This is a genomic window from Salmonella sp. K21076 (genome assembly GCF_039650795.1).
Classification (GTDB): domain Bacteria; phylum Pseudomonadota; class Gammaproteobacteria; order Enterobacterales; family Enterobacteriaceae; genus Salmonella; species Salmonella enterica.
Window position 1 is genome coordinate 133,220 of sequence record NZ_JBCLYA010000051.1, and the last position, 20,839, is coordinate 154,058.

At 53.3% G+C, this 20,839-nt stretch carries 16 protein-coding genes and 1 pseudogene; 15 read left to right on the forward strand and 2 right to left on the reverse strand.

The genetic code is table 11. From position 1 onward, the window contains the following. Positions 1-118 precede the first annotated feature (118 nt). Positions 119-988, forward strand: a complete 870-nt coding sequence (alkA, locus tag AAYN39_RS21390; protein ID WP_000494722.1) for a DNA-3-methyladenine glycosylase 2 — start codon at positions 119-121, stop codon at positions 986-988. Here alkA and AAYN39_RS21395 read toward each other — a convergent pair. Next, positions 956-3,946 carry an MASE1 domain-containing protein gene (locus tag AAYN39_RS21395; protein ID WP_000042960.1) on the reverse strand — a complete coding sequence of 997 codons (2,991 nt, stop codon included), beginning with the start codon at positions 3,944-3,946 and terminating at the stop codon, positions 956-958. The genes alkA and AAYN39_RS21395 overlap by 33 nt on opposite strands. A 330-nt stretch (positions 3,947-4,276) precedes the next feature. Between AAYN39_RS21395 and udk the strand changes: the two genes are divergently transcribed. The 3 genes from udk to asmA all read left to right on the forward strand — a co-directional run bounded on the left by udk (position 4,277) and on the right by asmA (position 7,485). Further along, the gene (gene udk, locus AAYN39_RS21400; protein WP_000132082.1) at positions 4,277-4,918 is read left to right on the forward strand and encodes a uridine kinase; all 642 of its coding nucleotides are present in this window, start codon (positions 4,277-4,279) and stop codon (positions 4,916-4,918) included. Between the two features lie 90 nt (positions 4,919-5,008). Further along, a complete protein-coding gene (dcd, locus tag AAYN39_RS21405; protein ID WP_001234783.1) occupies positions 5,009-5,590 on the forward strand; it encodes a dCTP deaminase in 582 nt (193 codons plus the stop codon). Between the two features lie 38 nt (positions 5,591-5,628). Continuing rightward, positions 5,629-7,485, forward strand: coding sequence for an outer membrane assembly protein AsmA (gene asmA / locus AAYN39_RS21410; protein WP_001252274.1), 1,857 nt, complete (start codon positions 5,629-5,631; stop codon positions 7,483-7,485). Between the two features lie 85 nt (positions 7,486-7,570). Here asmA and AAYN39_RS21415 read toward each other — a convergent pair whose 3' ends face one another. After that, entirely contained in the window at positions 7,571-9,151 is a 1,581-nt protein-coding gene (locus tag AAYN39_RS21415) for a TerC family protein (protein ID WP_000454718.1), read from the reverse strand. A 673-nt stretch (positions 9,152-9,824) separates the two neighbouring features. On the opposite strand from AAYN39_RS21415, the gene AAYN39_RS21420 reads away from it, so the two are divergent. The 11 genes and pseudogenes from AAYN39_RS21420 to AAYN39_RS21470 all read left to right on the forward strand — a co-directional run bounded on the left by AAYN39_RS21420 (position 9,825) and on the right by AAYN39_RS21470 (position 20,839). Then, on the forward strand, positions 9,825-10,964 hold the full coding sequence (locus tag AAYN39_RS21420) for a polysaccharide export protein (RefSeq protein ID WP_000978074.1): 1,140 nt from the start codon (positions 9,825-9,827) through the stop codon (positions 10,962-10,964). Between the two features lie 5 nt (positions 10,965-10,969). Then, positions 10,970-11,419 (forward strand): low molecular weight protein-tyrosine-phosphatase Wzb, encoded by a 450-nt coding sequence (gene wzb / locus AAYN39_RS21425; RefSeq protein WP_000482225.1) that lies wholly within the window; start codon positions 10,970-10,972, stop codon positions 11,417-11,419. Continuing rightward, positions 11,416-13,575 (forward strand): tyrosine-protein kinase Wzc, encoded by a 2,160-nt coding sequence (gene wzc / locus AAYN39_RS21430; RefSeq protein WP_000137223.1) that lies wholly within the window; start codon positions 11,416-11,418, stop codon positions 13,573-13,575. The genes wzb and wzc overlap by 4 nt, the downstream gene beginning before the upstream one ends. Positions 13,576-13,661: 86 nt before the next feature. After that, the gene (gene wcaA, locus AAYN39_RS21435; protein ID WP_000205692.1) at positions 13,662-14,504 is read left to right on the forward strand and encodes a colanic acid biosynthesis glycosyltransferase WcaA; all 843 of its coding nucleotides are present in this window, start codon (positions 13,662-13,664) and stop codon (positions 14,502-14,504) included. Between the two features lie 2 nt (positions 14,505-14,506). Beyond that, positions 14,507-14,995 (forward strand): colanic acid biosynthesis acetyltransferase WcaB, encoded by a 489-nt coding sequence (wcaB, locus tag AAYN39_RS21440; RefSeq protein ID WP_000888724.1) that lies wholly within the window; start codon positions 14,507-14,509, stop codon positions 14,993-14,995. Next, a complete protein-coding gene (gene wcaC, locus AAYN39_RS21445) occupies positions 14,992-16,209 on the forward strand; it encodes a colanic acid biosynthesis glycosyltransferase WcaC (protein WP_001023824.1) in 1,218 nt (405 codons plus the stop codon). The genes wcaB and wcaC overlap by 4 nt, the downstream gene beginning before the upstream one ends. Next, positions 16,184-17,397, forward strand: a pseudogene (gene wcaD / locus AAYN39_RS21450) (colanic acid polymerase WcaD). The gene wcaC and the pseudogene wcaD overlap by 26 nt, the downstream one beginning before the upstream one ends. 12 nt (positions 17,398-17,409) lie before the next feature. Continuing rightward, on the forward strand, positions 17,410-18,156 hold the full coding sequence (gene wcaE / locus AAYN39_RS21455) for a colanic acid biosynthesis glycosyltransferase WcaE (protein WP_000480132.1): 747 nt from the start codon (positions 17,410-17,412) through the stop codon (positions 18,154-18,156). A gap of 15 nt (positions 18,157-18,171) precedes the next feature. Continuing rightward, the gene (gene wcaF / locus AAYN39_RS21460; protein ID WP_001153597.1) at positions 18,172-18,726 is read left to right on the forward strand and encodes a colanic acid biosynthesis acetyltransferase WcaF; all 555 of its coding nucleotides are present in this window, start codon (positions 18,172-18,174) and stop codon (positions 18,724-18,726) included. Positions 18,727-18,749: 23 nt separating this feature from the next. Further along, positions 18,750-19,871, forward strand: coding sequence for a GDP-mannose 4,6-dehydratase (gmd, locus tag AAYN39_RS21465; protein ID WP_000048162.1), 1,122 nt, complete (start codon positions 18,750-18,752; stop codon positions 19,869-19,871). 2 nt (positions 19,872-19,873) lie between these two features. Then, positions 19,874-20,839: a GDP-L-fucose synthase gene (locus AAYN39_RS21470; protein WP_001041701.1), complete on the forward strand. Its 966-nt coding sequence runs from the start codon at positions 19,874-19,876 to the stop codon at positions 20,837-20,839.

Sequence of the window (20,839 nt, forward strand, 5' to 3'; positions counted from 1 at the left end):
CCAGTGAAGAAGGGGCGTGACTTTAGCGAAATGTCGTCGCGGCGACAACTGGAATATGAAAGCAAGGCGTTACGTGCGATTAGCGTTTATGCTGAAAGGTCAAATAAAGGAGAAAAGTATGTTTACCCTGAGCTGGCAGCCGCCTTACGACTGGTCGTGGATGTTGGGCTTTCTTGCCGCGCGTGCGGTGGACGGCGTGGAAACAGTAGGCGAGGGCTTTTATGCGCGCAGCCTGGTGGTGGGCGAGCATCGCGGACTGGTCAGCGTGAGGCCCCATCTGCCCACCCACACTGTGCAGGTTAGCGTGAGCGCCGGATTACTTCCCGTCGCGCCGGCGTGTCTGGCGAAAGTTTCGCGTCTGTTTGATCTTGACTGCCAGCCCGAGCAGGTTGCCGCCGTGCTGGGGCCACTGGGCGAGGACAGACCGGGGCTGCGTTTACCGGGATCGGTTGATACGTTTGAACAGGGCGTGCGGGCGATACTGGGGCAACTGGTGAGTGTCGCGATGGCGGCAAGGTTGACGGCGAAAGTGGCGCGCCGCTATGGCGAGGCGTTGCCGGATGCGCCCGATTATGTCTGTTTTCCCGGTCCGGAAACGCTGGCGTTGGCCGATCCGCTGGCGCTTAAAGCTCTGGGGATGCCGCTGCGGCGCGCCGAAGCGCTGATTCATCTGGCGCAGGCGACGCTGGCGGGAAAACTGGCGCTCTCCGCGCCGCCGGATATTGAGCAGAGCGTTAAAAATTTACAAACATTTCCGGGAATTGGCCGCTGGACGGCGAACTATTTCGCCCTGCGCGGTTGGCAGGCAAAAGATATCTTTTTGCCCGATGATTACTTAATTAAGCAGCGCTTCGCCGGGATGACGGCCGCGCAGATCCGTCGCTACGCGGAGCGCTGGAAACCGTGGCGTTCCTACGCGCTACTGCATATCTGGTATACCCACGGCTGGCAACCGTCAATGGATAGCGAAATAGCTGGTATTCAGTAACAAATCCAGCGGTTGCGCTTCGGCGATAGTGTCGCCATAAATCAGATCCACGCCAATACGGGAGAGCGTATCCAGCACCTGTGGGTTTTGTACCGGCCCGGCGAGCGTTTTGATGTCCAGATGCTGGGCGTGTCCCTGGATGATCGAGGTCAGCATTTCATCCATTAAACTTTCATGAACGTTGGCGATAAGGTCGCTATCCAGCAGTAAATAATCGACGATATGCGGGGGCAGTAAATTAAACAGCTGTAAATCGCGCCCGACATGGCTGAGAATCACCTGGCAGCCGCGTTGCCGCAGTTTTCGCAGAGTCGCAGCGGCGGTCTGCGCCTGCTTAACGATAACGTCAGCCGGGATAATCAGGTGTAATAACCGTGGCGGCAGTGGGCTATGCTCCAGTTGTTCCAGCAGCTCATCAATAAGGGTCGCGCTGTATAATCCCGCGGCGGACAGCGGCAGCGCAACGCTTAATCCCTTGCTGGCGACGGCGGTCGCCGCATGGCGGAAAAACTCATGGAATACCCGTCGGTCAAGCGCGTGATGCAGCGCGGAGTCGGCTAACCCTGCCCGGAACGCGCGCTCTTCCATCACTTCCCCTTCGCTGGTCCACAGCCTGAGTGAGACCAGCCAAAAGCTGGTGGCCTCCGGCGTACGCGGCGGCGCGACGTTTCTGGCAAGCATTAGCAGGAGGTTATTTTTAATCATATGCCACTGTTCTTCCAGCGGCATCATTCCCTTTGAGGAGGTTAATGCGTGCTGCGGTTCGTACACGGTCAGACGGCCTCGACCGCTATTTTTCGCGGCGTAGCAGGCAATATCGGCCTGAGACACGACCTCTGTGAGCTGGCAGTTATGTTCATTTATCATTGTGATCCCGGCGCTGGCGCCGATCCGATGCAGGCGTCCTTCCCACATAAAGTGATATTCATTAACGGCGTTGATAAGCCGCGTCGCGATAAAGCGCGCGCTGTCACTATTACAATCCGGTAGCAACAGGCCAAACTCATCGCCACCCAGGCGGGCCAGGAGATCGCCGGAGCGAAGCATACTGAGCATCAGTGACGCGAGCTCGCGCAATAAGGCATCGCCGGCGGCATGTCCCGCGCTGTCGTTAACCGCTTTAAAACGGTCCAGATCGATAAACACCAGCGCATGATGTTGAGGCGATTCCTGTATTGTTTGCAGGCGCTGTTGCAGCTGTTTTTCAAAACTGGCGCGGTTGGCAAGTTGGGTGAGGGCGTCATGCGTTGCGCTGTAGCTGAGCTGGCGTAACATTTTTCGTGATTCGGTAACGTCCTGGATAACCAGAACCGAACCAATCTTATCGCCGTCAAGCGTACTGAGCGGCGTGATACTGTAATGAATATCGTAGCTACCGCCGTTATGACAATGGAGCACTATCTCCTGTTCCATGTCCGATCGCGACCTGTTGGCGCGATAAATATCCTCCAGCAGCGGCCCCTTATTACCTGACGTAATGCGCAGAACCGTTAATAATGGCGCGCCTAAAGCATCCTCTTGCCGCCAGCCGCTCATCTTCTCGGCGATCGGATTCATAAAGGTGATATTCATCGCGACATCAATACACACCACCGCTTCTCCGATAGAGTCAAGCGTGATGTGCAACCGTTCTTTTTCCTGAAACAGCGCCTCGTTCGCCTGTGTAATACGCTCCATCAACCGCTGGTTTTCCTGCTCGCTTTGCTTGAGATCGTTAATATCTTCAATCTGAGCAATAAAATAGAGAGGTTGATTGTCTTTATGACGAACCAGCGAGACGGCCAGCAGCGCCCAGACGACATCGCCGTTGCGGGTGTAGTAGCGTTTTTCCATGGAATAGCTGTTGATGTCGCCGCGCACCAGCATGTTTAGCTGTTCAAGGTCGTTATTCAGGTCTTCCGGCCAGGTCAATTGCTGAAATGTCATCGTGCGTAATTCATCCTGGCTATAGCCAAGAAAATGGCTCAGAGATTTATTGACCTGTAGCCACTGACCCTCCGTACCGACCAGCGCCATACCAATGGCGGAATACTCCATCGCGTTGCGAAAGCGGGATTCGCTCTCGGTGATATGTTTGCGCTCCGTGCGAAACGCGTACATCACCATCGTCATCATATTGGCAGGCAGCAGGATCATTAAAAAAGGCAGCCACGGCATATTGACCATCACGTCGGTTTTCGGCGTGGCGAGCAGCGTGGGGTCATTGGCCAGCATGAGCGAGACCACGATAACGGTAGCTAAAAAAATTAAAAACGCCTCCATTCGCGGCAGGCGCACCGCACTCCACATCAACAGGACGATAACGCACGTAAACGGCCACGGAATATAGCGCATAGCGAGCCAGCTTAGCGCCAGCGTAATGACCAGCGTCAATAGCGTTTCCAGCAACAGATGCGGGTCGCGATGACGCAACAGATAGTGTGGTTTAAACAGTAAACCTAACGGCACCAGCGTCAGCGCGCCGATGGCTTCCGATAATACCCAAATCAGAAACGCTTTCGAGGCGACCGCTTCCGGCGCTATCAGCCAAAATAACAGGCCGCCGAGTAGCGGCGGAATCACGGCGCTGCCGATAGCCAGACGAAACCAGTCATTCAAATTTTGTAAGGGGTTGTAGCTGGGGAGCAGTTTTCGTAGCAGTATCGCGCCAGTGGCCGCCTCGATAATATTTATTGCCGTCCAGCTAAAGTTAAGCGAGGCGGCAGGAAATAAAGTCAGTGAGGCGCCGATGCTGCCGAGCGAGCAGGCGACCGCGATCCCAGGCCACAGACGGCCCGCATGGCGGTAAAACGCGACCATCATAATGGAGGTGGGGAACCACAGCGGCGCGAGTTGGGTGCCGACACGCGATAATACGAGCGAAAAGAGCGTAAAGACAAACGCGACCAGGCCTAAACTGACCAGACGCAATAGCGGGTGGGGGACGGTAACGAAAACATGTTGGGATGGTTTACTCATTACCACTCTATCCGAATCGCCGGTAACGTCGCGGAATACCGGACGCGTCAGTTTACTCTGTGATTATGCTAGTATAAACGCGTAATGATTTATACGCTGACTGAATATAAATTGTGGCTCCCGGCGTATTCCTCCTCCAGACGGGTCGATAAATCCGCTGTCCGCATTAAAACTGAACGCTTTTACGTCGCGACGTCGAATGCGCCGCCAACAAATTCACCGTGGCATAGCGCCGGACTGGTATCGCGCTGCTGAAATCCCTATAATTGCCGCGTTTGGCGTTTCGGCGCCCCCCTTCTTTACATCCAGGTTAATCAGGTCGCTAAATTTATGACTGATCAGTCTCATCAGTGCGTCATTATCGGTATCGCTGGCGCATCGGCTTCCGGCAAGAGTCTTATTGCCAGTACCCTTTACCGCGAATTGCGTGAACAAGTGGGTGACGAACATATTGGCGTTATTCCCGAAGACAGTTATTACAAAGATCAAAGCCATCTGTCGATGGAAGAACGCGTAAAAACTAACTATGACCATCCGAATGCGATGGATCACAGCCTGCTATTTCAGCATCTTCAGGCGCTCAAGCGCGGTTCGGCGATTGAATTACCGGTATACAGTTATGTTGAGCATACCCGTATGCAGGAAACGGTTCGCGTAGAACCGAAGAAAGTGATTATTCTTGAAGGTATTCTGTTACTGACCGACGCGCGTTTGCGTGAAGAGATGAACTTCTCTATTTTTGTCGATACGCCGCTGGATATCTGTTTGATGCGCCGTATCAAACGCGATGTGAACGAGCGTGGTCGCTCAATGGATTCGGTGATGGCGCAATATCAGAAAACGGTGCGTCCGATGTTCCTGCAATTTATTGAGCCTTCCAAACAATATGCGGATATTATCGTGCCGCGCGGCGGTAAAAACCGCATCGCTATTGATATTCTGAAAGCGAAAATCAGCCAGTTCTTTGAATAAATCTGGCGAATTGTGTACCGTTCAGTGATAACCTGGTTAGCCCTTGATGTGCTTGATTTAAGGGCTTGATGCGCGAAAGGAGAAAGTGCCATGCGTTTATGCGACCGAGATATTGAAGCCTGGCTGGATGAAGGCCGTTTGTCTATCACCCCGCGACCTCCCGTAGAGCGCATTAACGGCGCGACGGTCGATGTACGTCTTGGCAATAAATTTCGAACCTTCCGTGGCCATACGGCGGCGTTTATCGATCTGAGCGGGCCGAAAGATGAGGTCAGCGCGGCGTTGGATCGCGTGATGAGCGATGAAATCGTTTTGCCGGACGGCGAGGCATTTTATCTGCATCCAGGCGAATTGGCGCTGGCCGTCACCTTTGAATCCGTTACCCTGCCACCGGATTTAGTGGGCTGGCTGGATGGTCGTTCCTCGCTGGCGCGTCTGGGACTGATGGTGCATGTGACGGCGCACCGTATCGATCCCGGCTGGTCGGGCTGCATTGTGCTTGAGTTTTACAACTCCGGGAAGCTGCCGCTGGCGTTGCGTCCGGGTATGCTCATCGGCGCGCTGAGCTTTGAGCCGCTGTCCGGCCCGGCGGCGCGGCCTTATAACCGCCGTCAGGATGCCAAATATCGCGATCAGCAGGGCGCTGTTGCCAGCCGGATTGATAAAGACTGAGCCATTCGGCGCAATACTGCCGGTCCATTGAGGGTAGCATGAGACGATTTCTGACGACGCTGATGATTCTCTTGGTCGTGCTGGTGGCCGGATTCTCTGCGTTGGTATTGTTGGTCAATCCGAATGATTTCCGCGCCTATATGGTGCAGCAGGTTGCCGCGCGTAGTGAATATCAGTTGCAACTGGACGGGCCGCTGCGCTGGCACGTATGGCCGCAACTCAGTATCCTTTCCGGGCGAATGACGCTAACGGCGCGAGGCGCCAGCGAACCGCTGGTGCGGGCTGACAATATGCGCCTGGATGTCGCTTTATGGCCGCTGTTGAGTCATCAGCTTCATGTTAAGCAGGTGATGCTGAAAGGCGGGGTGATTCAACTGACGCCGCAAACGGAAGCGGTACGCAGTGATGATGCGCCGGTCGCGCCGAAAGATAATACCTTGCCGGACGTAGCGGAAGATCGCGGCTGGTCGTTTGATATTCGTAGCCTGCGCGTTGCCGGCAGCGTGCTGGTTTTCCAGCATGAAAATGATGATCAGGTCACGGTGCGCGATATTCGTCTGAATATGGAACAAGATGCCGAGCATCGCGGCACGTTTGATTTTTCGGGACGCGTGAACCGCGATCAGCGGGATCTTGCTTTATCGTTCAGCGGAACGGTGGATGCTTCCGATTATCCGCATAATTTAACCGCGGGTATTGAGCAACTGCGCTGGCAATTGCAGGGCGCGGATCTACCGGCGCAGGGGATTGAGGGGCAGGGACAATTGCAGGCGCAGTGGCAGGAGGCGCAAAAACGTCTTTCATTTAACCACTTAAATTTAACGGCGAATGACAGTTCTCTGACCGGGCATGTTCAGGTAACGCTGGCGGAGCAGCCGGAATGGCAAATTGACCTCCGGTCCAGCAAGCTTAATCTGGACAACCTGTTGCCGCATCATAGCGCCGTGGCTCAGACAGGCGGCGCGGTGTCGCAGGGGCAAAATACGCTCCCCCTGACCAGGCCAGTTATCGCGTCGCGTGTTGGTGCGCCGCCTTATCAGGGGCTGCAAAGCTTTACGGCGGAGATTGCTTTACAGGCGGATTCAGTTCGCTGGCGGGGAATGGACTTTACCCAGGTTTCGACGAAGATGTCTAATCAGACCGGATTGCTGGATATTACTGAGTTGCAGGGGAAACTGGCCGACGGAGAGATGTCGCTGCCCGGCACGCTGGACGCCCGCACCGCCAGTCCGCGCATCGAATTCCACCCTCGCCTCAACCATGTTGAGATTGGGACTATCCTGAAAGCCTTCAATTATCCGATTAGCCTGACCGGTAAGATGTCGCTGGTTGGCGATTTCTCCGGGGCGGATATTGACGCAGAGGCATTTCGCCATAGTTGGAAAGGAAAAGCGCATGTTGACATGAGCAATACGCGCCTTGAAGGAATGAATTTCCAGCAACTGGTGCAGCAGGCCGTAGAGCGAAGCGGCGGCGACGCGCAGCAGTCGCAGGAAAATATGGACAACGCGACCCGACTGGATCGCTTCACGACCGATCTGACGCTAAATAAGGGCACGCTGACGCTCGACGACATGGTCGGGCAATCTTCTATGCTGGCGTTAACCGGCAGCGGAACGCTGGATCTGGTTAAGCAGAGCTGTGATACACAATTTAATCTGCGTGTGCTGGGCGGCTGGAACGGCGATAGCAACCTGATCACCTTCCTGAAAGAGACGCCGGTGCCGTTGCGCGTCTATGGCAAGTGGCAGGAGCTGAACTATACCCTGCAAGTGGAGCAGTTATTGCGTAAGCATTTACAGGATGAGGCGAAGCGTCGGCTCAATGACTGGGCGGATCGCAATAAAGATACCCGCAACGGTAAAGATGTGAAGAAGCTGCTGAATAAGCTGTAGTTTTTGGCCAAAGGGCAGAGCCGGATGGCGAGGCTAACGCGCCTCCGGCCTGCCTGGTAAGCAGGCCGGGGCAGGCGAACAGACGTTACATCTCCTGGTCTGGCTCGCCGTTATGCAGCGGAATTAACTGCACTTTCTGCACTCGATGGCTTTCTACCTGCAATGTTTTCAGCAAATAATCGCCCACCTGAACCTCTTCACCGGTTTGCGGTATGCGTTGCAAATATTCCATCAATAATCCGGCAATCGTATGGTATTCCCGTTTTTCATCCAGCGGTAGCGGCACGTACTGCACCAAATCCTCCAGCGGCATATGGCCGTTTGCTGTCCAGGAACTGTCCGGGTTCTTCTGAATATCGTGGCGGGCGTCAATTTCCTCGACTTCATTCGGCAGATTACCGGCGATAGTCTCCATGACATCGCTTAATGTCACAATGCCTTCAACCGAGCCAAACTCATCTACGACAAAGGCAAAATGGGTTCTGGCGTTACGGAACTGCTCCAGCGCAGGCAGCAGCGGCAATGTTTCCGGGAAAACCAGCGGTTGGCGAATCAGCGCCCGCAGGTTGAGCGGTTCGCCGCGCAGCGATTGTTGCAACAGATCGATGACGTGGACGACGCCGAGTAAATCTTCCTGTTCATTTTCACCCGTCACGACCAGACGCGTATGCTGGTTCTTTTCCAGCAGAGCGCGGATTTCCGCTTCCGGCGCGTTGAGATCGATATGCTCGATATCGTGACGCGACGTCATGATGCTACTTACGGTGCGCTGGTTGAGATTCAGCACCCGCTCAATCATCCTGCGCTCCTGCGGATTAAAAATCTGGCTGTCGTCATGGTCTGCCAGCATCGCGGCGGTTTCCGCATCCAGTTCGGCATCCTCTTTTTTACCGCTAATCAGCCGCATCACGGCCTCCGTTGTGCGCTGGCGCAGCGTATGGTTAGCGGAAAGAAAACGGCGGCGGTTAAAAATAGCCAGTTGGTTGAGCGCCTCGATCATCACCGAGAAGCCGATAGCCGCGTACAGATACCCTTTCGGAATGTGGAAACCAAACCCTTCCGCCACCAGGCTAAAGCCGATCATTAGCAGGAAGCTAAGGCACAAAATGACAATGGTGGGATGGTTGTTCACAAATCGGGTCAGGGACTTGCTGGCGAGCAGCATCAGGCTAATGGCGATTATCACGGCCGCCATCATGACCGCTAGGTGATCGACCATCCCCACGGCGGTAATCACGGAGTCGAGAGAAAAGATAGCGTCCAGCACCACTATTTGCGCGACCACCGCCCAGAATTTCGCCCCCTTACGCTGGGTAGGGTTGGCGCTATCTTTCCCTTCCAGCCGTTCGTTGAGCTCCATGGTGGCTTTAAAGAGCAGGAAGAAGCCGCCGAACAGCATAATCAGATCGCGGGCGCTAAAGCTTAACGCCTGTACGCTAAAGAGCGGCTTAGTCAAGGTGACCAGCCACGAGATTGACGCCAGCAGCAGCAGGCGCATGATCATCGCCAGTATCAGGCCGGTAATGCGCGCGCGGTCGCGCTGCCCCGGCGGTAGTTTTTCAGCGAGGATGGCAATAAAGACCAGGTTATCAATGCCGAGAACAAGTTCGATAACGATTAACGTTACCAGTCCGGCCCAGATTGACGGATCGGCAATCCATTCCATAGTAAGAGCAATACCTTCTGTAATATGACAATTGTCACAATTCGATCATGGATAATACGGCGGAAAAATGCAATGCCGCAGAGCAATTTATCTTTGTTACGGGGCTATAAAATAACTTTAAAATAGCCGTAATGTTTCTGTCGGAAACTAAATAATGTCAAGAATATATTTAGGAAATATCGCAGGTGGAGTGGAGTAAATAAATATTGTCAACATCAATAAAATCCTAAAATCATCTGTTAATTCATTTAATATTAATCTTAAAAATATAGAATGGCGGGTTTGTTACCTTGCTTGTCATTAGGTTAGCTGCAACAATTCTTGCAGGATTAAGATAGCGCGCTTAAATATCCTGTCACGACATCGAGAAAACTATTAATACGTAACCTTTATTTCGCTGAAGATTTTTATCTGAACGAGGATGAAATTGGAGGGGAATGCGAAAATTTAGAATAATCAGTGTATTGGTAGCTAAGAAGCTAGGGGCGGTAGCGTGCCTGAAAGCCTGAATATAAGACTTTATTATTCTGTCAATAGCCTGCGGATGAATTGATTTTTTTCAGAATGATGCCAGTTAATTTTCTCTGCCATTAACTGCAAGGTAAATGTGCACGGACGAAGCCGCTATTTAAATTGCACAGGATAATGACTCTGCCAAAGTGATAAATAATCAATGATGAAATCCAAAATGAAATTGATGCCATTATTGGCGTCGCTCAGCTTGATAAGTGGTTGCACAGTACTCCCGGGCAGCAATATGTCTACGATGGGGAAAGATGTGATCAAACAGCAAGACGCTGACTTTGATCTCGACCGGATGGTCAATGTGTATCCGCTGACGCCACGGCTGGTTGAGCAATTACGCCCGCGGCCCAATGTCGCGCAACCGAATATGTCGCTGGACCAGGAGATCGCCAGCTATCAGTATCGCGTCGGGCCTGGCGATGTGCTGAATGTCACCGTCTGGGATCACCCGGAATTGACCACGCCAGCAGGCCAGTACCGTAGCTCAAGCGATACCGGCAACTGGGCTCAGCCGGACGGCACCATGTTTTATCCCTATATTGGCAAGGTTAGCGTCGTCGGTAAAACTTTGTCAGAGATTCGCAGCGATATTACCGGGCGTTTAGCGAAGTACATCGCAGACCCGCAGGTGGATGTCAATATCGCCGCTTTCCGCTCGCAAAAAGCGTATATCTCCGGCCAGGTGAATAAATCCGGTCAGCAGGCCATTACTAACGTCCCGCTAACCGTCCTGGATGCGATTAACGCTGCGGGCGGCCTGACCGATATGGCGGACTGGCGCAACGTCGTGTTGACGCACAACGGCAAAGAACAGCGCATTTCGCTACAGGCGCTGATGCAAAATGGCGATCTTAGTCAGAACCGCTTGCTCTACCCTGGCGACATTCTGTATGTGCCGCGCAATGACGATCTGAAAGTCTTTGTCATGGGCGAAGTGAAAAAACAGAGCACCCTCAAAATGGATTTCAGCAGCATGACGCTCACCGAAGCATTAGGCAATGCGGAAGGCATCGATCTGACCACCTCCAACGCCAGCGGCATTTTTGTGATTCGTCCGTTGAAAGGCGAGGGGGGACGCGGCGGCAAGATCGCCAATATCTACCAGCTTGATATGTCTGACGCCACGTCATTGGTGATGGCGACGGAATTCCGACTTCAGCCTTACGATGTGGTGTACGTCACGACCGCGCCGGTTGCTCGCTGGAACCGTCTGATCAATCAGTTGCTGCCGACCATTAGCGGTGTCCGTTATATGACGGATACGGCCAGCGACATTCATTCCTGGTAATCGTTATGTTTAACAAAATCTTAGTGGTCTGTGTGGGGAATGTTTGCCGTTCCCCGACGGCGGAACGTTTGCTAAAGCGCTTTCATCCTTCGCTGACGGTTGCGTCTGCCGGATTAGGCGCGCTGGTCGGCAAAGGAGCCGATCCTGCGGCGGCGAGCGTGGCGAGCGCCCACGATCTGTCTTTGGAAAATCACTGCGCAAGGCAAATTTCCGCGCGCCTGTGCCGGGAATATGACCTGATTCTGACGATGGAGAAACGCCACATCGCCGCCCTGTGCGACATTGCGCCGGAAATGCGCAGCAAGGTAATGCTGTTTGGTCACTGGGACAGCGAGCGTGAAATACCAGACCCGTATCGCAAAAGCCGCGATGCGTTTGAGGCGGTGTACACATTACTGGAAAGGTCTGCCCGCCAGTGGGCGCAGGCACTGAATGCAGAGCAGGGAAAACCATGACAGAAAAAGTAAAACAATCTGCGGCGGTTACGGGTAGCGATGAAATCGATATCGGGCGTCTGGTCGGAACGGTGATTGAAGCGCGTTGGTGGGTGTTGGGGACGACGGCCATATTTGCGCTGTGCGCGGTAATTTATACGTTCTTCGCCACGCCCATCTATAGCGCCGATGCGCTGGTGCAGATTGAACAAAACGCCGGTAATTCGCTGGTACAGGATATCAACAGCGCATTAGCGAATAAGCCGCCGGCTTCCGATGCGGAAATTCAGCTCATTCGATCGCGCCTGGTGCTGGGGAAGACCGTTGACGATCTGGATCTGGATATTGCCGTCACCAAAAACACCTTTCCGCTGTTCGGCGCCGGGTGGGAGCGGCTGATGGGACGTCACAATGAAATGGTGAAAGTCACGACATTCACCCGACCAGAGACGATGAGCGGACAGATCTTCACCCTCAAAGTGCTGGGCGACAAACGTTATCAGTTGGTCAGCGACGGCGGATTTAGCGCGCAGGGCGTTGTGGGCCAGCCACTCAATAAAGACGGCGTGACGATGCGGGTAGAGGCGATTGACGCCCGTCCTGATACGGAATTTACGGTGAGTAAATTCTCAACGCTTGGCATGATTAATAACCTGCAAAATAACCTCACCGTAACGGAAACCGGCAAAGATACCGGCGTTCTGAACCTGACGTTCACGGGAGAGGATCGCGACCAGATCCGCGACATTCTCAACAGTATTACCCGTAACTATCTGCAACAGGATATTGCGTGGAAATCTGAAGAGGCGGGGAAGAGCCTGGCGTTTCTGGCAAAACAACTGCCGGAAGTCCGCAGCCGTCTGGATGTGGCGGAAAACAAGCTAAACGCTTTCCGCCAGGATAAAGACTCGGTGGATTTACCGCTGGAGGCGAAGGCGGTGCTCGATTCGATGGTTAATATCGACGCCCAGTTGAATGAGTTGACGTTTAAAGAAGCGGAAATTTCCAAGCTCTTTACCAAAGCGCATCCGGCTTACCGCACCCTGCTGGAAAAACGTAAAGGGCTGGAAGATAAAAAAGCCAAACTGAACGGGCGGGTGACGGCGATGCCGAAAACCCAGCAGGAGATTGTGCGTTTGACCCGCGATGTGGAGTCCGGCCAGCAGGTTTATATGCAACTGCTTAATAAACAGCAGGAGCTGAAAATCACCGAAGCCAGCACCGTTGGCAACGTGCGCATCGTTGACCCGGCGATTACCCAGCCGGGCGTGCTAAAGCCGAAAAAGGCGTTGATTATTCTCGGCAGCATTATTCTGGGATTAATGTTATCGATTGTCGGCGTGCTGCTGCGCTCGCTGTTTAATCGCGGTATCGAAAGCCCGCAGGCGCTGGAGGAGCACGGGATCAGCGTCTATGCCAGTATTCCGCTGTCGGAATGGCAAAAAGCGCGCGATAGCGTCAAAACCATTAAAGGGATTAAGCGTTACAAGCAGAGCCAACTGCTGGCGGTGGGCAATCCGACCGATCTGGCGATTGAGGCGATTCGCAGCCTGCGCACCAGCCTCCATTTCGCCATGATGCAGGCGCAAAATAATGTACTCATGCTCACAGGCGTCAGCTCCTCTATCGGTAAAACCTTTGTTTGCGCCAACCTGGCGGCCGTCATCAGCCAGACGCATAAACGGGTATTACTGATCGACTGCGATATGCGCAAGGGCTACACCCATGAACTGCTCGGCACCAATAACGTGGACGGCTTATCTGACATTCTGGCGGGCAAAGGCGAGATAGCCTCCTGCGCGAAACCCACGGCGATCGCTAATTTTGATCTTATTCCGCGCGGTCAGGTACCGCCTAATCCATCGGAATTGCTGATGAGCGAGCGCTTCGGCGAGCTGATCGCCTGGGCAAGCAGCCGCTACGACCTGGTATTAATCGACACGCCGCCGATTCTGGCCGTGACGGACGCCGCGATTGTGGGTCGTCACGTTGGGACGACGCTGATGGTGGCGCGTTATGCCGTCAACACCTTGAAAGAAGTGGAAACCAGTCTGAGCCGTTTTGACCAGAATGGCATTCAGGTCAAAGGCGTCATTCTCAACTCCATTTTCCGCCGGGCGACGGGCTACCAGGATTATGGCTATTACGAGTATGAATACCAGTCAGATTCCAAATAAAAAATAAGGCGTGCCGGATGGCGCGGCCTGTGACTGTAGGCCGGACAAGCGTAGCGCCATGCGGCAAAACTATCTGGGGAATAAGCATGACAACAGACAATCCGCTGATCTCAATTTATATGCCAACCTGGAACAGGCAGCAGTTGGCTATCCGGGCGATTAAATCAGTACTACGTCAGGACTACCGTCACTGGGAGATGATCATCGTGGATGATTGCTCCTCGTCTTATCAGCAGCTACAACAATTTGTTGAGGAGCTGAACGACCCGCGCGTTCGTTATACTCATAACGCCATGAATACCGGCGCCTGCGCGGTTCGCAACCAGGCCATTATGCAGGCGCAAGGACACTACATTACCGGGATTGATGATGACGATGAATGGACGCCCAACCGTCTGAGCGTGTTTCTGGCCCATAAACACCAGTTGACTACGCATGCCTTTTTGTATGCCAACGACTATGTGTGCGAGGGCGAGGTCTACTCTCAGCCTGCCAGCCTGCCGCTGTATCCGAAATCCCCTTATTCGCGCCGCTTGTTCTACAAGCGCAATATTATTGGCAATCAGGTTTTTACCTGGGCCTGGCGTTTTAAAGCGTGTTTGTTCGATACCGAACTCAAGGCGGCGCAGGATTACGACATTTTTCTGCGCATGGTGGTGGAGTATGGCGAACCGTGGAAAGTTGAAGAGGCGACGCAAATTTTACATATCAACCACGGCGAGATGCAGATTACCTCTTCGCCGAAAAAGTTCTCCGGCTATTTCCATTTTTATCGTAAGCACAAAGATAAATTCGATCGCGCCAGCAAAAAATACCAGCTTTTTACGCTGTACCAAATTCGCAATAAGCGAATGACCTGGCGCACGTTGCTGACGTTGCTCTCCGTGCGTAATAGCAAACGCCTGGCGGCCGGGCTGCGGGGGCGATAACGATGCTGGAAGACTTACGCGCGAATAGCTGGAGCTTACGCCCCTGTTGCATGGTGCTGGCCTACCGTATCGCTCATTTTTGTTCCGTCTGGCGCAAAAAGAATGTGCTGAATAATCTGTGGGCCGCGCCGGTGCTGGTGCTGTATCGCGTGATCACGGAATGCCTGTTCGGGTATGAAATCCAGGCCGCCGCGACCATTGGTCGGCGGTTCACTATCCATCATGGTTACGCGGTAGTGATCAACAAACATGTCGTCGCCGGCGACGATTTTACCATTCGCCACGGCGTCACCATTGGCAATCGCGGCGCGGACAGCCTGGCTTGTCCGGTGATTGGTCACGGCGTTGAGCTGGGGGCGAACGTCATCCTGCTTGGCGATATTACTATCGGTAATCACGTCACGATTGGCGCGGGTAGCGTGGTGCTTGACAGTATTCCGGATCATGCGCTGGTGGTGGGAGAAAAAGCACGGGTGAAGGTCAGCACATGAATATTCTGCAATTTAATGTACGGCTGGCGGAAGGCGGTGCGGCGGGAGTGGCGTTAGATCTTCATCTGCGGGCGCTGCAAAAAGGGCTGACGTCGCATTTTGTTTATGGTTATGGCAAAGGCGGAAAAAAAAGCGTCAGTCACCACCGTTATCCGCAGGTGATAAAACAGACGCCGCGCGGCACGGCAATCGCCAATATCGCGCTATTTCGTTTCCTGAATCGCGATCTGTTTGGCAATCTCGACAATCTTTACCGCACGGTTATCCAGACATCCGGCCCGCTGGTGCTGCATTTTCATGTTCTCCACAGTTACTGGCTAAACCTGGCGGATATCGTGACGTTTTGCGAAAAAGTCAAAGCACAAAAACCGGACGTCACGCTGGTCTGGACGCTGCACGATCACTGGAGCGTTACCGGGCGTTGCGCCTTCACCGACGGTTGCGAGGGCTGGAAAAGCGGCTGCCAAAAATGTCCGACCCTAAGCAATTATCCGCCAGTCAGGGTGGATCGGGCGCACCAGCTTATTGACGGCAAACGTCAGCGCTTTCGTGACATGCTGCGGCTGGGCTGCCAGTTTATTTCGCCGAGCCAGCATGTGGCCGAGGCCTTTAACAGCGTTTATGGCGCGGGACTCTGCCGGGTGATTAACAACGGTATCGATCTGGCGACCGAGGCGATTCTCGCGCAACTATCACCTGTGCCGCTGAATCCGGGCAAACCGCGGATCGCCATTGTGGCGCATGACTTGCGTTACGACGGCAAAACTGACCAGCGTCTGGTACACGACATGATGGCGCTGGGCGAAAAAATTGAACTGCATACCTTCGGTAAATTTTCGCCTTTTACCGGCCAAAACGTCGTTAATCACGGTTTTGAAACCGATAAGCGCAAATTAATGAGCGCGCTCAATGAGATGGACGCGCTGGTCTTTAGCTCGCGGGTCGATAACTATCCGCTGATCTTGTGTGAAGCGCTCTCGATCGGCGTACCGGTAATCGCCACCCACAGCGAGGCGGCGCAGGAGGTGCTGGCGAAATCCGGCGGCCAGACTTTTGCCGCTACAGATGTACTGCGCCTGGCGCAGCGGCGTAAGCCAGAGATTGCTCAGGCGGTATTCGGCGCAACGCTGGACGCCTTTCGTATGCGTAGCCGCGTCGCGTACAGCGGTCAACAGATGCTGGAGGAGTATGTCTCGTTCTATCAGAATCTGTAGCTATCTGCTGCTGCCGCTGATCTACCTACTGGTCAATGTCAAGATTGCCCAACTGGGGGAAAGCTTTCCCATTACCATCGTCACTTTTTTACCGCTGTTGCTGCTGTTATTTGTGGAACGCATTAGCGTAAAAAAATTGATGATCGCCTTAGGCATCGGCGCGGGGCTTACGGCATTTAACTTCCTGTTCGGCCAGTCGCTGAATGCCGGTAAATATGTCACGTCCACGATGCTGTTTGTCTATATTGTGGTCATTATCGGGATGGTCTGGAGTATCCGATTCAAAACCATTTCCGCGCATAACCACCGAAAGATTTTGCGTTTTTTTATCTGGTGGTGGGTATAGTGGTCGCGCTCGCCGCGGTTGAGATGGCGCAAATTATCCTTACCGGCGGCAGCAGTATCATGGAAGGAATTTCGAAATATCTCATTTACAGTAATAGCTACGTACTGAACTTCATAAAATTTGGCGGTAAGCGTACCACTGCGCTTTATTTTGAACCGGCATTTTTCGCTTTGGCACTAATCTCAATTTGGCTGAGCATCAAACAGTTTGGTATCAAAATACCGAAAAGCGATGCTATGATTCTGGCAGGGATAATATTATCAGGATCATTTTCAGGGGTAATGACCTTTATCCTGTTTTACCTTCTGGAGTGGGCGTTCCAATATTTGAATAAGGATGCGATAAAGAAAAAACTTCCACTGGCGCTGGTATCATTAACCCTGTTTTTGGTTGGGGTAATTATTGCATTTCCTTATATCGCGACACGACTTGGCGATTTAGGGACGGAAGGATTATCTTCTTATTATCGTATTGTGGGCCCGTTAGTCATGGTCGGATATTCCTTGACCCATATTGATGGTGTAGTCAGATTTGGCTCACTTTATGAATATGTCGCATCATTCGGAATCTTTAACGGTGCGGATGTCGGGAAAACCATAGACAATGGATTGTATCTGCTGATTATTTATTTTTCCTGGTTCGCAGTGCTAATGACGCTGTGGTATATGGGGAAAGTTTTAAAAATGGCGCTAAATGCGTTTGGCGATAATCGCAATTTTCGGGTGCAGCTCTATCTTTTTACGCCGGTGTCGCTGTTTTTTACCGGTTCAATATTTAGCCCGGAATATGCTTTTTTAATCGTCTGTCCGTTCATTTTGCGCAAGGCGTTAAAAATTTCATAACGGGGTGGTTGCATGTTTTTAAGCGTCGTTACCGTCGCCTTTCGCAATTACGAAGGGGTGGTAAAAACCTGGCGCTCGCTGCGCAATCTGGCGCGCGATCCGGGCCTGTCATTTGAATGGATCGTAGTGGATGGCGGTTCGGAGGACGGCACGCGCGAATTTCTGCAAAAACGTCACGGTGAGTTTAACCTGCGTTTTATCAGTGAAAAGGATCGCGGTATTTATGATGCCATGAACAAAGGCATTGCCTTGGCGCAGGGGCGCTATACCCTGTTTCTTAATTCCGGTGATGCGTTCCATGATGATGCCGCGCTGTTTGTCCGCCAACTGGCGCGGCAAAAGGGCGAGGCGATGTATATTGGCGACGCGCTGCTGGATTTCGGCGGCGGGCATAAAATACGCCGGAAAGCTAAACCCGGGTATTATATCTACCATAGTTTGCCAGCCAGCCATCAGGCGATATTTTTCCCGACGGCAGCGTTAAAAAAGTATCCTTATGATCTGCAATATCATGTCTCTTCAGATTATGCGCTGGCGGCCCGTCTCTATAAAGCAGGCTATCCTTTTCGGCGAATTAACGGACTGGTATCTGAATTTTCGATGGGCGGCGTGTCAACCTCGAATAATCTGGAATTATGTCAGGATGCAAAAAACGTACAGCGAAAAATATTACGTGTTCCAGGGTTTTGGGCGCAATTATCCTATTTGTTACGTCTGAAAACGACGGGTAAAACAAAAGCGCGGTATAACAAAGTCTAATCACCGGGAGTTATTATGCAGGATCTTAGCGGCTTTACGGTGCCGAAAGGGTTCCGCGGCGCTAATGCGCTAAAAGTACAATTATGGTGGGCGGTACAGGCGACATTATTCGCCGGATCGCCGCAAATATTGTATCGCTGGCGAGCCTTTTTGCTGCGTCTGTTTGGCGCCAAAATTGGAAAAAATGTGGTTATTCGACCGTCAGTAAAAATTACCTATCCGTGGAAATTAACCGTCGGCGATTATGCCTGGATAGGCGACGACGCTGTGTTATATACGTTGGGTGAAATTAATATTGGCGCACATGCGGTTATTTCACAAAAAGGTTATTTATGTACCGGTAGCCATGATTATACCAGCGCCCATTTCGATATTAACGCCGCGCCGATTGTTATTGGCGAAAAATGTTGGCTGGCGACCGATGTTTTTGTCGCGCCCGGCGTGACGATAGGTCATGGCACCGTCGTCGGCGCGCGTAGCAGCGTATTTAAATCATTACCGGCAAATGCGATTTGTCGGGGCAATCCCGCAGTGGTAACGCGCCAGCGCGTTCAGAAAGTTACTCCCTAACGGGACTATTTGAGGAAATGAAAATGTCAAAAGTCGCTCTCATTACTGGCGTAACCGGACAGGATGGGTCTTACCTGGCAGAATTTCTGCTGGAAAAAGGGTATGAGGTGCATGGTATCAAGCGTCGCGCGTCATCGTTTAATACCGAGCGCGTGGACCATATTTATCAGGACCCGCACAGCTGCAACCCGAAATTTCATCTGCATTATGGCGACCTGACCGACGCCTCAAACCTGACCCGCATTTTACAAGAAGTGCAGCCGGATGAGGTCTACAACCTGGGCGCGATGAGCCACGTGGCGGTGTCGTTTGAGTCGCCGGAATATACCGCCGATGTGGATGCGATGGGCACTCTGCGCCTGCTGGAGGCGATCCGCTTCCTCGGTCTTGAAAAGAAAACGCGTTTCTACCAGGCCTCCACCTCTGAACTGTACGGGCTGGTGCAGGAAATCCCGCAGAAAGAGACCACGCCGTTCTACCCGCGTTCTCCCTATGCGGTGGCGAAACTGTACGCCTACTGGATCACCGTCAACTACCGTGAATCCTACGGTATTTACGCCTGTAACGGCATTCTGTTTAACCACGAGTCTCCGCGTCGTGGCGAAACCTTCGTCACCCGTAAGATCACCCGCGCCATCGCCAATATCGCCCAGGGACTGGAGTCCTGCCTGTATCTCGGCAACATGGACTCGCTGCGCGACTGGGGCCATGCGAAAGATTACGTACGGATGCAGTGGATGATGTTACAGCAGGAGCAGCCGGAAGATTTCGTGATTGCCACCGGCGTGCAGTATTCCGTACGCCAGTTTGTGGAGCTGGCGGCGGCGCAACTGGGGATAAAACTGCGCTTTGAAGGCGAAGGCATTAATGAGAAAGGGATCGTGGTATCCGTTACCGGACACGATGCGCCGGGCGTGAAACCGAGGGATGTGATTGTGGCCGTTGATCCGTGTTATTTCCGTCCGGCGGAAGTGGAAACCCTGCTGGGCGATCCGTCCAAAGCGCATGAGAAACTGGGCTGGAAACCGGAAATTACCCTGTCGGAGATGGTCTCCGAGATGGTGGCGAACGATCTGGAGGCCGCGAAAAAACACTCACTGCTGAAATCTCACGGTTACGAGGTGGCCATCGCGCTGGAGTCCTGAGAATGAATAAGCAACGAATTTTTGTGGCGGGCCATCGCGGGATGGTGGGCTCCGCCATTGTACGGCAGCTTGCGCAGCGCGGCGACGTGGAACTGGTGCTGCGCACCCGCGATGAGCTGGATCTGCTCGACGGGCGCGCGGTACAGGCGTTCTTTGCCGGAGCGGGTATCGACCAGGTTTATCTGGCGGCGGCGAAAGTGGGCGGCATTGTTGCCAACAACACGTATCCGGCGGATTTTATTTATGAAAACATGATGATAGAGAGCAACATTATTCACGCCGCGCACCTGCACAACGTGAACAAACTGCTGTTTCTCGGTTCGTCCTGTATCTATCCGAAACTGGCAAGGCAGCCGATGGCGGAAAGCGAGCTGCTGCAGGGGACGCTGGAGCCGACCAACGAGCCGTATGCCATCGCCAAGATCGCCGGGATTAAACTGTGCGAGTCCTACAACCGGCAGTACGGTCGCGACTACCGTTCGGTGATGCCAACCAACCTGTACGGCCCGCATGATAATTTCCACCCGGACAATTCACATGTGATCCCGGCGCTGCTGCGTCGCTTTCATGAGGCTGCGCAGAGCCACGCGCCGGAGGTGGTGGTGTGGGGCAGCGGCACGCCGATGCGCGAATTTCTGCACGTTGACGATATGGCGGCGGCCAGCATTCACGTGATGGAGCTGGCGCGCGAAGTGTGGCAGGAGAACACCGCCCCGATGCTGTCGCACATTAACGTCGGCACTGGCGTGGACTGCACCATTCGCGAGCTGGCGCAGACCATCGCAAAGGTGGTGGGTTACCAGGGCCGGGTGGTGTTCGACGCCGCGAAGCCGGACGGCACGCCGCGTAAATTGCTCGACGTCACGCGCCTGCATCAGCTTGGCTGGTATCACGAAATTTCACTGGAGGCAGGGCTTGCCGGTACTTACCAGTGGTTCCTTGAGAATCAGCAACGGTTCCGGGGGTGA

Bases quoted from the DNA above. Each gene is read 5' to 3' on its own strand.
- dcd (WP_001234783.1), top strand. From the start codon at position 5,009: ATGCGTTTATGCGACCGAGATATTGAAGCCTGGCTGGATGAAGGCCGT.
- wcaF (WP_001153597.1), top strand. From the start codon at position 18,172: ATGCAGGATCTTAGCGGCTTTACGGTGCCGAAAGGGTTCCGCGGCGCT.
- asmA (WP_001252274.1), top strand. From the start codon at position 5,629: ATGAGACGATTTCTGACGACGCTGATGATTCTCTTGGTCGTGCTGGTG.
- udk (WP_000132082.1), top strand. From the start codon at position 4,277: ATGACTGATCAGTCTCATCAGTGCGTCATTATCGGTATCGCTGGCGCA.
- AAYN39_RS21395 (WP_000042960.1), bottom strand. From the start codon at position 3,946: ATGAGTAAACCATCCCAACATGTTTTCGTTACCGTCCCCCACCCGCTA.
- wzc (WP_000137223.1), top strand. From the start codon at position 11,416: ATGACAGAAAAAGTAAAACAATCTGCGGCGGTTACGGGTAGCGATGAA.
- wcaA (WP_000205692.1), top strand. From the start codon at position 13,662: ATGACAACAGACAATCCGCTGATCTCAATTTATATGCCAACCTGGAAC.
- gmd (WP_000048162.1), top strand. From the start codon at position 18,750: ATGTCAAAAGTCGCTCTCATTACTGGCGTAACCGGACAGGATGGGTCT.
- wcaB (WP_000888724.1), top strand. From the start codon at position 14,507: ATGCTGGAAGACTTACGCGCGAATAGCTGGAGCTTACGCCCCTGTTGC.
- wcaC (WP_001023824.1), top strand. From the start codon at position 14,992: ATGAATATTCTGCAATTTAATGTACGGCTGGCGGAAGGCGGTGCGGCG.
- wzb (WP_000482225.1), top strand. From the start codon at position 10,970: ATGTTTAACAAAATCTTAGTGGTCTGTGTGGGGAATGTTTGCCGTTCC.
- AAYN39_RS21415 (WP_000454718.1), bottom strand. From the start codon at position 9,151: ATGGAATGGATTGCCGATCCGTCAATCTGGGCCGGACTGGTAACGTTA.
- AAYN39_RS21420 (WP_000978074.1), top strand. From the start codon at position 9,825: ATGATGAAATCCAAAATGAAATTGATGCCATTATTGGCGTCGCTCAGC.
- wcaE (WP_000480132.1), top strand. From the start codon at position 17,410: ATGTTTTTAAGCGTCGTTACCGTCGCCTTTCGCAATTACGAAGGGGTG.
- alkA (WP_000494722.1), top strand. From the start codon at position 119: ATGTTTACCCTGAGCTGGCAGCCGCCTTACGACTGGTCGTGGATGTTG.
- AAYN39_RS21470 (WP_001041701.1), top strand. From the start codon at position 19,874: ATGAATAAGCAACGAATTTTTGTGGCGGGCCATCGCGGGATGGTGGGC.